We start from the raw sequence: 16165 nt of genomic DNA, 5'->3' as shown, positions 1-16165 counted from the left end.
AGCTTTACAGTAGAAAAAGACAGAGAGGGGGTGCAAATATTTTTACTGTGTCGTATGGTTGCGGATTCCTTGTCGTTCCCATGCATTTGCAATGATACGGAAGGGTAGTTGATAATCTTTTAGCTCGTGCCCTTGCCCAGAAGCTTTATTTTGATAGGAGAAGCCCTTGTTCACGTCAAAACGAAAGGAAACAGAGTAATAGACAGCGTAGCTCGCATCCTTTTGGAAGCCATGCTGTTTATCCCCCATCAAAGGCGTATCTACTCCCACTTCGCGAGTTCCTAGCTTGGAAGCGGAATAAGAAGGTCCTCTCCAGAGCTGGGGAGTCGCTTGTTGCAAGGCTAACAACGACTGTAACGGCGTTTGGCGTAAGCCAGTTTCTGAAATCCACGCCCGCGCAGATGTTACGACAGGAAACTGGTTGCTCACGGGATGGCGATGTCGATCCTGCAGCTCCACTTGTGTCAAGATTCGCTCCCCCGCATAGTAATCGTTTGGCTGGCTGTTTGGATACCGGTCCCTGGCATGATACGCTGCCCATTCGGCTGTATGGCGAATCGAGCCTGTTGCATTCGGCTCAAATACTTCAAAAGAACGCTCTCCCCCTTTTACCGTTATGGTATAGCGTCCTGTCATTGTTTTGGATATGTTTTGTGGTTCACAAACCTCTTCATCTTCGTCGTTCATCGCGCAGCTCTCGTAGGACAATTCAAAATCGACCTGATAATCCATTACGATGACAAAGCTGTTGATTTCTGCTTTGTACTTTTGCGATTGGAGTACTTGGCGCCAAGTCGTCTGCGTGGGGACAGTGGTTCCTGTATACACGACCTCTGTACCTGTAGATGCACTGCTTACCTGCCATTGCATCGGCGCACCGGGGCCTGTCAGCTTCAGATCAAGCTGCGATGGTGTATACACCGCCATGCTCTTGGCATCTGAAATCCACCCGGGATTCGCAGTGACGGTTACGTTTTTGATAGTGTCCCCGCTGACTGAACTCTCCAATTGTGCTTTAAATTGTGTGATTTTCTGATTGATCTCCTGCTCTGTTTTTTGGAAGCCTTCGTTTATTTTCGTCTGATCAATGACCACGCGAATCGTAGCAGGCTCACGTTCCCACACGCCATCTGCATGTAGCGGCAGTTTTTGTAGCTGTCGACCATCACTGTCATAAATCTCTAATCCAATTTCACCGCCATCAAAATCGTCTCCACCACCAGGTGGCTCGGGAACTTCCCCACCAACTATCTTCACTGGCCAAGCCGCACGATTGTCCGTCCAGATCGTCTCATTTTCCGGCATGGATTTCGCAGGGTTGATATGGGCGATGAAATCCTCCGATTTTTGCGGATACTTCGTCGGAACCGTGATCTTACGCACCTCACCCGGCTTGAATTCCTTCACATCCAAGCTGGTTTCCTTCTCTGATCTAGCCCACCGAACAGCCAATTTCGTATCATGCGTTAATTTCCCGGCATTCTTCACGTTGAATGTAATTGTCGCATCGGTTCCTGCGGCTTGAGGGCTCTTCGGATCAATTTGAAAGCTCGATTTCACAATAAGCAAATTCTCTCCTTCCGGCTTTGGAGTGCCTTTGCCAATTTGCACAAAAAAATGACCGTCGCAGCCATCACTCTGGGTTGAGTAAAATTGCACCTTGTACAGACCTTCTAGAAGAAGATCGTTCCCATCTTCCGGAAAATACACCCAATGTCCATTTGTAGAGGTGTTTGATCCATCCAGTTCTTTTCCATTCCGCTTTCTTTCCCAGTTTCCTGTGGCCGGATCGAACCACCTCATTGAAAAGTGACTATCCTCGGACAAAAACATGTGAAAACGATACCCGTCTGGAATTTCATCTGCTGCTAATTCAATTGTTTCTCCACGTTTAATTTCTTTGCTCCACTTTTGGTTTTTCAGATTAATTTCTACAGACACCAAAATATCCCGGCATTTTTGGTCAGATTCAATGGTGAATCGTACCTCACCCGTGCAGCCCGTCTCGGACTCGAACAGCAGTACAATTTCATCACCAACATCCACAGTGACTGGCAACATGAGCCTGAATGGCTCGTCCGCTACAAGCTTGTCGGTTAACGCTGTTTTTCCTTCGGGGGTCTTCAAATACCAAGTACCAGATACCTTCGAGGAAAACCATAGATTGGTATCGTAGTGGTTTCCGAGATCAGTAAAGTATTTGAAATATACCGGGTCTGTCAGTGTATATCCTGAACTGGGTGATCCATTCATCAGTTCGCCTTCTGGAGAAAATGGTAGCGGCGGCTCGCTATGTACCAGGAATTTAACCTTTTTTTGGTCCGCTATTGTACAAGAGGCATCTTTTACTACGATCGTGATTTCCCAATTGCAGTCAGGCCGATCCTTCCACTGTGTCCCATCGAAGTTAAGCTTAAGTTTGTACGTTTTTCCTCGCTCAAACTGAACATCATACGGGTCATGAATATTCCCGTACGGAAGTTTTAAGCTGGAGGAATGATAGGATCGCCATCTGCCATTGTCACTTTCCTCGACTGGTAAGGTATAGATTTTTCCGTTTGGAAGTGTTACATCCCACTTGAGCGATGCTTCCTCGCTATCTCCGTATTTGGTTGTGTATTTGGCTCGGAACGTCAGCGTGTCAAACGGCATAATCTCAATCGTTTCACCGTTTCTCACTGCTGATGCCGACAGTGTAACGATGGGGCATGAGCCTTCGCCGTCTGGCGACTTGACTCTCAAATATTTCTCCCAGCATTCGGTTCCATCATCACTGACGTAGATGACTTTTACCCGTCCAGAGCTACCGATGCTTCCTGTCCCGACTTTCCTGTTGCCATTCGCCCCAGGCTTCATATCATAACCATTCATGGTGAACTTCCCCGATTTATTGGCATAGAGAGTGATTTCGGCATTTTTTTCGACAGCAATATCTGAGCCGCCGCTTGCAACAGCATTGTGGTCTTTAATATCCTTATCGCCAACGACTTGAATGTTCAGTTTGGTTTTTGTTGATCCGATCGAACAGGCTGGACCTGGATCAGGCTTTTCAGGATCGGGTTTTTCCGGTGGGGTTACATCACCTACTGTGAATTGTGCTGTGTAAGGTGTCGAAACGCTTATGCTGCTTGATCCTTGGCGACTTCTTTGATGCAAGTCAGTGATTGTCAGCGACACCTCATACACGCCTGGCTCGGTAGGCTTATATTCGGTATTTTTATGGGTCCACTTGTAGCCTGGGGGACTGCTTGTCTCGTTTACCGTGGGAACGGCGGTACTGGGATCGTTGAATTGTCGATTAGACAAGAAGCTTTTGTATCCACGTCCCGTTGTCTTGTTGATCACGTTTAAAGACCATACAAAAATGCCGCGGTCATAGTAAGAAAAGTCCGTGGCATTTGCATGGATCTCAACTGTTTCGTTGAGGTTGTATTTGGTTTTGTCGGTGGTTATGTTGCCGCTGGGTTGTGGGGTTGTTCGGAAGTGGCCTACTGAGATGTATCCGCCTTTGCCGTCTGGGACGAGGTTGTCTCCTTTGGTGTAGCCTGCTCCTCCTGAGGCGGAGGCTAGTTCTGCGAGGTTGTAGGCTTGGTAGGGTACGAAATTTGGTACTGAGTCACTGGAGACTTCCTTACTATAAACGTTAGTCGTTCCCCCAAGAATGTAGTTTGGATTTCCTCCAAACCGTTTTATCCAGTATGACGCTTCGTTTTCGTCAACAAAGTACCACCCTCTATCCGCCTTTCGGTTTACATCAGCAAAGCCCAATACTCTATTATTATCAGAAACTCTGTCTACTTCAATTTGAGAAACTGTTGCTCCGAGTTGTCCATTTATTCCTTCGATTAAAAGAAGATAAAAACTCCCTTTGGGTGCAAGCTCTTTATTTGAATCAACAGTAGCAACTTTAATGTTGTGATAATTGGGAGAACCATAGGTCGAGTTTGGATTAACAATAAATAAACCACATAAAAGGAAAAGAGAAAGCACAGAAAAAAATATTCTATGCTTAAGTAAGTGGATATGCATTTACTTCGTACCCTTCGTTTTATAGAATTTTCGGGAGTTATTAGTTTGTTCTAAAGAAGGTAGTTTGGTATACAAGTAGATACCTGCATCAGTTGAGTCATTGTTATTTATAACATTAAAAGAAAAAGAACTTGTGTTGTTTAATGGAATGTTAAAAGATTGATTGTTTGTGAAACCTTCCAATCCATTTTGCTTTGTAAAAAATTGTACTACTATCATAAAATCACTATCACCCTTAGGCACCTTCCCACTAATCTTCCCATTCACAACCTTCAAGCTCTTATGAAACTCATCCGCATACTTTGCCCCTTGCTCAAGCTGCCACTTATCCTTCCACAAATAACGCAAAATCTCCGCAGCTTCCCCTCGTGTCACAGGCAAATCTTCACGAAATTTAGGCTGACCACTAGGTGCTGGCTTCATCCATCCCCACGTGATTAGCGCCCCGGTATTGGTTAAATTCGGATTCTTTTCACCCCGAATTGGCTTCCATGCAGCATACACCAGCGCTGCCGTTTCTTCCTTCGTCAACAATCTATTTGGCTCTACCTTCACCCCCGCCAAAATCCCCACCTTCTGCGCCTTCTCATAGCTCATCGTCGCCCAGTGCCCTGCTGGGAGCTGCGGTACGGGTGCTCCCTCCTTCAATCCGCGGATGGCTACTAAACTAGCGATAAACTGCCCCTGCGTGATTTGACTATTCGGATAAAAGTTCCCCTTGCTATCCAGCCATAAGTATTTCTTCTGTACACCAAAATCAATGGCTGCCTTTGCTGTATGTGAAGCGTAGTCCTTCGCTTGCGCAGCAGCTTTTACCGTATGACTGTCAGCAACTCCAATAAACCCTGCCATTGCTAGTACAGATGCTAGTAGGTATGACATCATTGCACGTTTGTTCATGGAATGACCCCCTCTTTACAGGATATTTTACCTATATTATCCATTTTCAGAAAGTGTCTGATTTAGGTTCCTTTGCAAAAAGCTTCGCAACGTATTCTCGGGTACGGCTCCTTCCAGCTTGTCGACCACCTTCCCTTTTTCGACGACAAAAACAGTGGGGGTTGCCTCTGCACCGAGTCGCGACGCTTCATCTAGCTCTTTCTGCTTATGGATATCCAGTCGTTGAATCATTTCCGGTGGATACGCCTTCACAACTCTCTCGAATGTCGGGCCGAACTCCGTACAATATCCGCAGCTATCACTATAGACGTACACCACTCTTACTTCATGGGCACTGGCTGTACCCCACGCACTTATACCGACGGCAAGCATAACCACACCGAGCGCGATCCATAGCCACCATTGCTTGCTTCTACTCACGTCCATCTCCCTTTCGCTCATCAAAATGTTTCATCCCTATGCACTTGTCAAAGAACGATGCCCGTATTATGCAGCCCCGAACTGAGACAAAAAAAGCCAGCCCCATTAGACTGGCTGACATGTATAAAAAAAAGACGTACCACAACTCTTGCAAGTTCGTACGCCGTGCTTGTCCTCGTATGATGTTCCCTATTGCATATGTGCAGTGCCGCCGTCTTCCTTCATCAGCACACGCAGTTCTTCAACAAACGCCTGCCCTTTTTGAATCTCTTCTTCGGTGTAGCGTTGCTTGCTCTTAAACGTAAAGATTTTGCCCTTCATTTCCTCATAAGGCAGGTGGTTGAAATACAGAATCGTAGAAACCAGCTCGAGAAAACGAGAATTCTCCTCGTTCATACGCAAAATCGCACGTTCTCCACTACCGAAATCAACCTCATGAAACTTGAGAAAATCACGACCGGTTTCGTTCAAAGAGTAACGATACATATGAATGGCACCTTTACTCTCCATTTGCTCATCCAGAAGCCCCATGTTGCACAGCTCATCTACTCTGAGCGTCAGTTCCTCCGAATATGGACCGTACATGTGAAACTCGTAGCGCTCATCGAAATCCATCTCCAGATGTTTTCCTATGTACACCATCTTTTGCAATTTTTTTCGCCCGCTCACTTCGCCGACTATCTCAATCAGGCGTATGATCTTGGCGTGACGATTAAGCATCCTCCATCACTCCCAGACGTTCTCGAATCTTACGGGAGAGATCCCCCGGCAAAGCCATGACTTTATCCAACGGAAAGTACAGCTTGTAATCAAAGCGCCGCTTTCCACTAATGGCCTGTACAATTTCTGACTTCTGTGACAGCTCGACCAGTTCGCCTGAAGGCATTTGGAGCATAATCGGAATGCGCTCCTCTTCTTCTCCGGCACGGTAAAAATCATACGGAAGATCGGAGGTCGTGTCTACCTCCAAATAATACATCGGGTCAATTCCGGCAGATTGAAATAGTTCTTTCAGCTCAGACAGCAAGCGGAAATCCCTCGGATTATATTCGACGTATTTAAAGAGATTCCTGTCCAAAAAACGGGCGCACAAATCTTTCAACACGGGGTCATGCTCTCTGCGCCAGAGCTGCATATAGAAAAGAATAATGGACTCATCAAGCGCCAAATAGTCAGCGAGCTCTACCTTTTCCTGCAAGAAAGGCAGCAGCATGACAGGCTCCTGCATGAACGGATAGCCTTGGGAGAACAAGAGCTTTGCCCTTTGAAAAATTTTGCACAAGATGACTTCGGCACTTCGTGTCACGGGATGGAAATAGACCTGCCAGTACATTTGATAGCGAGACATGATGTAGTCTTCGACAGCATGCATCCCACTGAATTTAAAGACAATACCATCCTCCTGCGGCCGCATGACACGCAAGATTCGTTCAATCTCGAAATTGCCGTAATTGACGCCCGTATAGTAGGCATCACGCAGCAAGTAGTCCATCCGATCGGCATCGAGCTGGCTGGAAATAAGGCTTACGATCAGTTTATTGTCATATGTCTTATTGATCACTTCTGCCAATTTCTTCGGGAAGCTATCATCAAACCGACGAAGAATTCGGTTGATTTGCGTATCTCCAAGCAAAATGGCGCGCGTCCAATCCTCGTGGTGATACTTGAACACCTTTTCAAACGAATGAGAAAACGGACCGTGGCCCACATCGTGGAGCAAAGCCGCACATAGGCACAGCAGCTTTTCCTCATACGTCAACTGAATTCGGCCTTCGAACGTCTCCAAAATTCTGCGCATCAGTTCATATACACCAAGCGAGTGGTTAAAGCGGCTATGCTCTCCACCATGAAAGGTAAAAAAACTGGTGCCCAGTTGCCTGACTCGGCGCAAACGCTGGAATTCTGCCGAGTTGATCAAATCCCAGATGAATTTGTCACGCACGTGGACGTAGCGGTGGACAGGGTCTTTGAATACCTTTTCTTCATGAAGAAGCTGTGGCTGTTGCATCCTGGACACTCCCTTCCTGTACTGCGTTCTCTCTATTACTGACAGTGAATGTTGATTCTATCATATCATACGTCTGCTACCGTTTCTTGCTCAATCAAACTCTTACAAAAATCTGAAGAATGCCATTTCCATCTAGACCGAGTAAAAGGCATGTAGGATCATATAGAAAAAAATGGTTTGGATGAGAGGTTTTCACAAATGTTGAACAATACATTTCGATACATAACGAAAAACCCACTTTTACTCCTTTTATTGATGATTATGCTCTTTCTGCCCTTACTCGCCTCCTGGGGGCAGTTTCTCTCCTCAGGTTTTTTGCGGGAAACGGTTTCCGTCTCTCTCCTATTCTGGCCGAAAACCGATTGGAAGGTCGCTATCCCGCTTCCTGGCTGGCTCATTTTTGGTGTTATCTCGCTGATTTACGCTTGCGGAATCTTATGGCTTGTACAAAAGAAAAAATTGGGCCAAGCATTTCTGTTCATCCTTGTCGGTCTCTTATTGGCAAAAGCGGCCGGAGGTGCGTTTCAAGCGATTAGCGGATGGTCTACCACGCAGCCAATCGGTACACAGTCACTTGCTGGCAAAGCAAATCTGCTTGTGTTTGCCACCTGGCATAACCCTTTGTGGGAGGAGCTTGTCTTTCGTGGCATCCCGTTTCTCTTGCTAATACTCATTTATCGAAGGAACACAGACCTGCCCACTGGTGCGAGGTGGATCTATCTTCTCATTCCTTCGATGATTTTCGCTTACTATCACGTACCCGGGCATGGTCTAGGGACTCTTTTTGAATCGTTTCTCATTGGTGTTTTGTGGGCATGGGCAGCACTTCGCTGGGGACTGCTAGCTCCGATCATTCTGCACATTTATGCAGATCCGATGATCATCCCTTCTCTCCCCAAAATGAAAAACATGCCTCTAGAGGAGATTCCCTGGCTGGTCAACCACAGCATGCTGCTACAGTCGATCTGGGCTTTATGTGTACTCGTTTTTCTCATACTGGCTCTTGCTCTTTTGATAATCGGCTGGCGAAAAGCAAGAAAAGCTTATTAAAACAAACAGCGGCAAACTCCCGAACGAAATGAATCGGAGAGTTTGCCGCTGTTGCATGTCATTACAATGTCTCTGCCTCAGCCCCATACAAATCCGGGCGCTTCGCGGCTTTTTTCGCCAGCTTTTTGATCTTGTGCTGCGTCAGAACCGTATAGAAGGACGGTACGACGATCAAGGTCAAAAGTGTCGAGAACGCCAAGCCGGAAATAATGGTGACCGCTAGCGGTTTGAACAAAACGTCACCCGAAATAGCTAACGGCATCATACCTGCAATCGCTGTAAGCGAGGTCAAAAGAATAGGCCGTAGCCGTGCCTCACACGCAGAAATAACCGCCTGCTTCAGCTCCATGCCTGTATGACGTGCCTCCTCGATGAACTCGATCAAAACAATCCCGTTACGCACCACGATGCCCGCCAACGCAATAATCCCCATCATTGTCATAAAGCCAAGTGGCGTCTGGGTCACGAACAAGCCGATCAAGCTCCCCGATACAGCGAGGTAAATCGTACTGGTAACCAGTACAGGAATGGTCAAGGAATAGAATTGCATCGCGATCAAAATCAGGATCAAGAAAACCACAAGAATCGAAAGTTTGCCCATGTCGATAAAAATATCAGTCTGCTCGGAAGTCTCGCCGCCAATCTCATAGCGGTATCCTTCAGGCAAGGACATACTATCGAGCATCGGCTTGATCTCTGCCATTACTTCTGTAGCCGTTCTACCTTTCAGATCACTGGTAACCGTCACGCTCCGCGACAAATCGCGATGTGGGATCGTCTGTGTACTGAAAGTCGGTTTTACTTCCGCGAGCTGTGACAACGGAATCAGCTCTCCACGTGCATTGGCGATGCTGAGTCGCTGGAACAGCAATGCAGGGTCTTCCTCACCTTTTTGCAAGAACAGCTTCATATCTATCAGGTCTGAGCCCGTATCAAACTCACTGACGGTAATGCCTTCGCTCACCAGACGCAATGTTGTGGACAAGTCCGTGTAGTTGACGAGCTTTTGCTCCATTAGCTCTTTATTGACGACAAATTCCAAGGTGTAGCGTTCTACCCCGAAATCGTCTTGCACATTGTACGTTCCCTCTAATCTGGCAACCTTTTCTTTTGCTTGTGCAGAAAGAGAGCGCAGCGTCTCAATATCCTCTCCATAAAAACGGATCACGACTGGTTTTCCAACCGGAGGACCTGCCTCCAGCTGCTTCGTCAAGATACTCGCTTCCGGATACAGCTTTTTGAATTCCTCTGTCCACGGCTCCAGCATGTTCTCGAGATGGGTCTCTTTTTCATTATAACGAACCACTAGCTGTCCGACGGTAATGCCGCTTCCGGCAGCTGTATCTCCGCCGAACATTTTCGGTGCACTGCCTCCCGCGTACGCAGATACTGTCTCGATGCCAGGCTGCTTCAACACCCAGTCTGCCGTCCCACGTACCACTCGGTCTGTTTCCTCCAGACTGTTGCCTACGGGGAGACGGATATCGATGAGAAACTGCGGGCGATCATCGTTCGGGAACAATTCCACTGGAGTGAGCGGTATCAATCCATATGCTGCCGTTCCAATCAATACGCCAATCATTCCTGCCAAAAGCGGTCGCTTCAAAATTTTCGGCATGAACTTGCTCGCATACCACTTGGTCAGCTGCAACAATTGTTTCCCCAACAGTCCAGCGGGCTTACGATACCCTTCTACGCCAGCCTTTCTACGTTGCTCATACCATTGGCGAAAGATCGGAATGATCGTCAGCGACATGACCATCGACGCCAGCATCGTCATCGAAATAATGACGGGAACCGGACGAATGAACTGCCCGACGTTGCCGCTCAAAAACATCAAGGGCGCAAACGACGCAATCGTAGCCAGCGTAGCAGTCGTGATCGATATCGATACTTCCTTGGCACCATGAACCGCCGCAGCCATCGGTTTTTCACCCAGGACAGACAGTCTCCGCTCAATATTGTCATTGACTACCACAGCGTCATCGACCAATATCCCCAGCACAATAATCAAGGAAACGATCGAGATCATATTGAGTGAAATACCCAGAGATGGCAGGAACATAAGCCCCACAGCCAAGGAAATCGGAATCGCCATCGCTACTACCAATGAAGTGATCAGGTTCAATCCGAGTGCACACACCACCAAAACAGCGACGATGGCAATCATCATTTCTCGGGTCAGGTCGCTAAAAAGCTCATCGACGCGTTCATTTTGACTGTAAATCGAGTGTCTCTCGGCCCCTGCCGGAAGTGTTTTATCCAGAGTCACCATCATCTCGTCTACGCGCTTCTGCAAGGACGGCACATCACTTCCTGTCTCTGCATTGACGCTGATCGTGATCGAAGGCTTCCCATTGAAATACGAAGTCGTTTTCACCGTCTCCGTCGTCATTTTGACCGATCCGATGTCCTTCAGATAGATCGGGAAGCCCTCTTTTGAACGAGAGATAATGACTTTATTCAGTTCTTCGACATCTGTATTTTCCGCCAGCTTAAGCTGGTAGGTCCGTTTTTCTGTGGTCAGGTCGCCAAGCGGGATTTTTTCATTTTCCTTTTTGACCGCCATCATCACCTGACTCCATGTGATCCCGTACTGGCTCAGCTTTTGCGTATCAACCTCGATGTGGACCTCCTGCTCCGGTAGACCCTCCACCAGTACATCCGCTACGTTCGGAATGGTGCGCAGCTGTTCTTTCCACGATTTCAGCATGGTACGCATGCTGTACAATTCCTCACGCGTGTTAGCGGTGACCGCAAACGATTGGACAAACGTACGATTCAAATCATCATTGATGATCGGTTGTTTCGCATCGGCTGGCAGATCAGCCTCTGCGTCCTTTACCTTCTTCCGCAATTCATCCCATTTTTGCTTCGGGTCTACGTCACTCTTTGCTTCCACCATGATAAAAGAGACTCCGAGGGAAGATGAGGATGATATATAGTTAAGTCCCTGTAATTCATTGATTTTTTCTTCCAGCTTTTTCGTAACAGCCTGCTCGACCTTTTCCGGCGAAGCTCCCGGGTATACCGTCGTGATCGTCGCCATGTTGACGATAATATCCGGCATCTCTTGCTTGGGTAGCTGAAAAAAGCTCAGGGAGCCTACAAGTGCAATCATGCTGAAAAACAGAAGCGTGATTTTGCGCTTTTGTACGATGTACTTGATCACCGTTGTGTACCTCCTGCCGCCTCGATTGGATCACCGTCAAACAAACGGTCCACCCCTTTGACGATCAGTTGGTCTCCTTCTTTTAATCCGTTCTTGATCTCGAGCTTGTCACTGACAATCTGCCCGATGGCTACGCTTGTTTTGACAGCCTTGCCGCCTGCATTGACGAAGACATGCGCGTCATCTTTTCCTCTGCTGATGACTGCTTCCACTGGTACGTAGACACCTTCCTGCCCCGTTACCGTTTTGGTCGCTTTCACCACCTGACCAGCAAACCAGTCACGAGCTTGGTTGGCGATTTGGACCTCTACACCAATCGTTCCGGTATTTTGGTTCGTGGCAGGAAATATTTTTGTCACTTTGCCATCCCGTTTTTGTCCATACAGGTCTAAGGAGATCGTCTCGCCTACTTTCCATGCCGAAATCTCACGGTCAGGAACGGGCAATACGACTTTTAATGTGTCGATGTTGCCGACTTGAAAGACGGGGGTGCCTGAACCAACCAAATTGCCAGCAGACGAGAGCTTGGCGATGATCGTCCCGTTTATCGGCGAACGGAGCTGTGTTTTGGCAAGTGTATTGGCTGCCACTTCTTTGGCAATGACGGACTGATTATAAACAGCCTGGCTCAACTGTTTGTCTTCCACACGAGCGCCTTGGGTAACTAGCGAATAGGACTGCTGTGCGTTTTGCAAATCCTTTTGCGCAATCGTCAGTCCATTTTGTGCACTTTCATACTCGCTTTTGGAGATGGCGTTTTGTTGGTAGAGCTTTTCAATCCGGTTGAAATCATCCTGCATTTTTTGCAAAGCGACTGTTGCCTTCTCCACCAGCAATCGCGCCTGCGTCACTTCTTGCTCTCTCGCCCCATTCGTTACCTTGCTAAGATTTGCCGCACTCTGCTGCATAGCAGCGTTTGAAGAGGCGACTTGGAGCGAGTAATCCTGGGCGTTCACACGGGCGAGCACATCTCCCGCTTTGACTGTGTCTCCTTCTTTACGGTTCATCTCCACGATACGACCGCCTACTTCAAAAGAGACGAGTGCTTCCTCCAAAGGAGCCAGCGTACCAGACAATTCCGTGACGGTAACAGCCTGCTCCTTCTTCACTTGTGCAACGACGACATGCTTCATTTCCTTCTGGGGTGCCGAAGCAGGCTGTTGCTCGCTGCAAGCCGTCGTTGCCAATAGTCCGATCATCATTACAGATACAAGCCATCTTCTCTTCATGACTTCCTCCGCCCCTATGTAGCTATGCTGTTTATTTGAATCCCTTGATGCCTTGTAGCAAGATTTCAGAAGCATTTTCAAAAAGCTCTTCTTCTACCATTTCGAGATCGAGATTGACCCGATACTTCGCCATAAAGGCATAGAAGAAAGTAGAGACGAACATAAGAGCTGCCGTGAACGGATCTACCTTTGGCAAATGCCCTTGCTCCTGAAACGCTAGGAGCTTGTTGGACAATACCTCGACTGCGGTCATCGGCAGGCTGCTGAACATCTGCACGACTTCCGGGTGGTTATCCGCTTCAATCATGCAGATCATGAAAATTTCTTTGCGCTCGACCAATAAGCCGTAATACGTGCGTGCGTAGCTGACTAGCATTTGCTTGAGATCAGAAAACTCGCCTTGCAGCCCTTGCTCCAGCTGCTCCCGGACATCCATGATTTCTTTTAGGAGTTCTGTCAAGATGCCTACCTTGTTCTTGAAATGACGAAATACCGTCACCTCATTCACCCCTGCAAGCTCAGAGATCTTGCGTGTAGTCGCTCCCTTGTATCCCTTTTGTGCCATTAGCTGACGTGCGGCTGATAAAATTCGCTCACGGGTTTCCTGTTCCTCTTCGCCTCTCCCCCCCAGCTTCTGTTCTATATCTGGGTGATCCATAAAGCACCTCCGTGCCAAGCAAGCAATTACTTGCATTTTCATTTTTTTCCAAACTCATTATATAAAGGAACTGCATGCATGTAAATACTTGCATACAGTTCCAAATGTTAATTTTTCCTTGTCAGCCTTACCGTTGTGTCTTCGTCTTAATCTGCGAGCTTGGGTCTTGCTTGCATTCTGTGCTGTATTCGACCAGATCGATTTCGCAGTCCGGCCCAATCTCGATCTTGTTGCCGCGAACGACCTTGGCCTTTGTGTTTTCCAGATAGATTTCGTCTCCTTCGATCGTCTCTACAGACAAGGTATTGTTGAGAAAATGCTTCAACAGCTTGCCCAAGGTGCTATTCCCTGTTCGGCGCACCTCGATGTGCTCTCCACCCATTTCTTTTGCCTCACAGCCGCCATGCAAAAGCACCTCGATTCGCCCCGCATTCAGCAGTCCTCCGATACTAAACGCACCGTTTGCCCGGAACACTTCCGCTTCGCAATCCCCTGCGGTTTTCAATGACCCGAGAACCTTTACGTCCTCGCCTGCCATATTGCCCTGTACCTTGACGTTGCCACCTACTTTTAGACTCGTAAAATTCAAATCGTCCGCAACATCAAGCTGACCATATACGGATAACGTATCCATTTTCACTTTGCCTTTAATTGACGCGTTGCCCTCCACTCTTGCCGAAGAGCCAATGAGATCTCCCGTGATACTGACATGTCCTGCACAATGAAGCGACTCGCACTCTACGTCGCCATTGATCTTGCCGTAACCTTGCACATCTACTTTGTTGTATACGCCACCCGTAGCATTCACTGCCCCATGAAAGATCAAATCTGTTTTGTTATTGTTCTCGTTCTGCATGGTATGGTCTCCCCCTACATAAATTTTGCTTTTAATTCTTCGATGCAATTGGCGAAAATGAGCCGCGTCACTACCTTTACACCGTTGTCAAAATACATTTCGGTAGAGCCAGATACCAACACGAACGTGGAAATCCCCATCTTGCGCATAAAAATCAGCTCACAAGGCTTCCCATCGAACTTGGGATAGTGGCTAGCCAGTACCTGCAGCAATCCGCCGCCTTCTTCTACAGTTAAGTCTCCTGCTGCCAAAAGTTTTTCCAACACATAGGCGTATAGTGCCTGCTGGAAGGTAAAGGTCCTTAGGCTTCCGAGAAAAACGTTGAACACTTCTAAAGAGGTAACAGAAACAATGTTTCGTGCCAATAGTTCATCTGCGGACAACGACGTTTCACTCATATTTGGTGAAAACATGTCCGCCAATTCATCCAGCGACAAGTCGTCTTTCATGTTCAGGATCTTGTCGATTCGAGCTAAAATCTGTTCGCGCGGGAAAAAGGTTTCTTGCCCTGTAAAAGTCGCTCGTCGAATGAACCACTCCTCTGGAATCAAGTTCTTTCGTTTCCAACGGTATAACTGTCCGTACGAAATGCCTGTCAGCTCCAGCAGGTCCTTCTTCGAGATTACATTTGTGTCCAAGTGAAGCACCTCCAAAAACAATGTAACATAACACTGTTACGTTATTCAACTACAGACTGTTTGACACTCGGGGGACTGTCACAAAATCCCTTTAGCTGGATCAAATAAGTGATTTGAATGCAGAAAGGAAGCATGACATATGAAAAAACAAACACTAGCCGTGACAAGTATGATTGCCTTGCTGTTATCCGTTGCATCTCCATTTACAAACACACAAGCGCCAGCATATGCAGCTGGTCAGGCGCCAGCAGTAGAGCCAGAAATGAAAACCCTTGCTCAGTTAAACAAAAATGTCGTAGAAGCGGCGAAACAAGCGATGCAAAAACAGGCTGGCGGCGTGCCGATCGAACTGGACGAGATGATGGGAGAAACGACAGAATGCTGGGTGATTTCGGCCAAAAACAACAGAGGTGAGGTGCTCGTTACCAAGCAGGAGGGCAAGATTGTATCCGTATCCGTGAAATTAAAATGGAGCGAAGTGGCTGCTGATTTGCAAAATACAGCTACGAGCACGTTAAAAGAAATGGATCATCAGCATGCCTTTACGATTGATTGGGTAGAACGGATCAATTGGGAAAAAGAAAACATTTGGCAGTTCAAAGGGCAAAATGCCTCGGTCAGCATTGACGCTGCCACCGGGAAGGTCAACGCTGCGACTTTGAATTATACAAACGAGAAAATGAACCCCAAAGTGGTCGATACAGCGCAAAAGGCGCTGAAGTCTCTTTCCAACGGTAAAGCATCGGCGCTGCTTCCTGACGTAACACTGATGAAAGAATCAAAAGAACGCTTGGATCAAGTATGGAATTTCATGGATATGGAACGAAAATACAGAATCGTCATAGGGGCGAAAACAGGGAAAGTAGTGGCAGCGACCATGTTCAGTGAGTTCAGAGATGGGAACTATACCGCGGACGAAGATATTCCCAAGGTGTTTGCCAAACCATTCTTTACAAAAGAAGCGGCGATTGCTGCTGCCAACCCGATGATGAAAAAAGTTTTTAACCTCGATCTGACCGGATACAATGTTTCGTCCAAATATAACGTATATACGTTTACGAAAAAGGGGAAACCGACTGTTACAGCAGCGATCAACCATAAAGGAATCTTCTATGATTTCGCCGTTACGCCGGAAAACGGCTTGATCAACTAGGGATGCTCTAGGATATTGGGGCACAATCCACCTTTACCAAATACACCAATGA

12 protein-coding genes are annotated in these 16165 nt (G+C 47.3%); 2 read left to right on the top strand and 10 right to left on the bottom strand.

The window, feature by feature from the left end:
• Positions 1 to 42 precede the first annotated feature (42 nt).
• The 5 genes from HP398_RS18120 to HP398_RS18100 all read right to left on the bottom strand — a co-directional run bounded on the left by HP398_RS18120 (position 43) and on the right by HP398_RS18100 (position 7357).
• Positions 43 to 3768: an ABC transporter permease gene (locus HP398_RS18120; RefSeq protein ID WP_254476197.1), complete on the bottom strand. Its 3726-nt coding sequence runs from the start codon at positions 3766 to 3768 to the stop codon at positions 43 to 45.
• Positions 3769 to 4029: 261 nt separating this feature from the next.
• Positions 4030 to 4929: an S-layer homology domain-containing protein gene (locus HP398_RS18115; RefSeq protein ID WP_017252419.1), complete on the bottom strand. Its 900-nt coding sequence runs from the start codon at positions 4927 to 4929 to the stop codon at positions 4030 to 4032.
• A 36-nt stretch (positions 4930 to 4965) separates the two neighbouring features.
• The gene (locus tag HP398_RS18110) at positions 4966 to 5355 is read right to left on the bottom strand and encodes a thioredoxin family protein (protein ID WP_035292014.1); all 390 of its coding nucleotides are present in this window, start codon (positions 5353 to 5355) and stop codon (positions 4966 to 4968) included.
• Between the two features lie 183 nt (positions 5356 to 5538).
• Entirely contained in the window at positions 5539 to 6069 is a 531-nt protein-coding gene (locus tag HP398_RS18105; RefSeq protein ID WP_173623306.1) for a YwgA family protein, read from the bottom strand.
• Positions 6062 to 7357: an HD domain-containing protein gene (locus HP398_RS18100; RefSeq protein ID WP_173623305.1), complete on the bottom strand. Its 1296-nt coding sequence runs from the start codon at positions 7355 to 7357 to the stop codon at positions 6062 to 6064. The genes HP398_RS18105 and HP398_RS18100 overlap by 8 nt, the downstream gene beginning before the upstream one ends.
• Before the next feature lie 198 nt (positions 7358 to 7555).
• On the opposite strand from HP398_RS18100, the gene HP398_RS18095 reads away from it, so the two are divergent.
• Positions 7556 to 8407: a CPBP family intramembrane glutamic endopeptidase gene (locus tag HP398_RS18095; RefSeq protein ID WP_173623304.1), complete on the top strand. Its 852-nt coding sequence runs from the start codon at positions 7556 to 7558 to the stop codon at positions 8405 to 8407.
• A gap of 61 nt (positions 8408 to 8468) precedes the next feature.
• Here HP398_RS18095 and HP398_RS18090 read toward each other — a convergent pair whose 3' ends face one another.
• The 5 genes from HP398_RS18090 to HP398_RS18070 all read right to left on the bottom strand — a co-directional run bounded on the left by HP398_RS18090 (position 8469) and on the right by HP398_RS18070 (position 14960).
• Complete coding sequence (locus HP398_RS18090) at positions 8469 to 11579, bottom strand: efflux RND transporter permease subunit (protein ID WP_173623303.1); 3111 nt, start codon at positions 11577 to 11579, stop codon at positions 8469 to 8471.
• Positions 11576 to 12808: an efflux RND transporter periplasmic adaptor subunit gene (locus tag HP398_RS18085; RefSeq protein WP_173623302.1), complete on the bottom strand. Its 1233-nt coding sequence runs from the start codon at positions 12806 to 12808 to the stop codon at positions 11576 to 11578. The genes HP398_RS18090 and HP398_RS18085 overlap by 4 nt, the downstream gene beginning before the upstream one ends.
• Before the next feature lie 31 nt (positions 12809 to 12839).
• A complete protein-coding gene (locus HP398_RS18080) occupies positions 12840 to 13466 on the bottom strand; it encodes a TetR/AcrR family transcriptional regulator (RefSeq protein WP_017252425.1) in 627 nt (208 codons plus the stop codon).
• A gap of 127 nt (positions 13467 to 13593) precedes the next feature.
• Positions 13594 to 14322, bottom strand: a complete 729-nt coding sequence (locus HP398_RS18075; protein ID WP_017252426.1) for a polymer-forming cytoskeletal protein — start codon at positions 14320 to 14322, stop codon at positions 13594 to 13596.
• Between the two features lie 14 nt (positions 14323 to 14336).
• On the bottom strand, positions 14337 to 14960 hold the full coding sequence (locus HP398_RS18070; RefSeq protein WP_026043397.1) for a YhbD family protein: 624 nt from the start codon (positions 14958 to 14960) through the stop codon (positions 14337 to 14339).
• 139 nt (positions 14961 to 15099) lie between these two features.
• Here HP398_RS18070 and HP398_RS18065 point away from each other — a divergent pair, with 139 nt between their 5' ends.
• Positions 15100 to 16113 (top strand): hypothetical protein, encoded by a 1014-nt coding sequence (locus HP398_RS18065; protein ID WP_173623301.1) that lies wholly within the window; start codon positions 15100 to 15102, stop codon positions 16111 to 16113.
• Positions 16114 to 16165 lie beyond the last annotated feature (52 nt).

The sequence above is a fragment of the Brevibacillus sp. HB1.4B genome (assembly GCF_013284285.1).
In the GTDB taxonomy this organism is placed as follows: Bacteria; Bacillota; Bacilli; order Brevibacillales; family Brevibacillaceae; genus Brevibacillus; species Brevibacillus porteri.
This window is presented reverse-complemented; position numbering and strand designations above follow the sequence as displayed.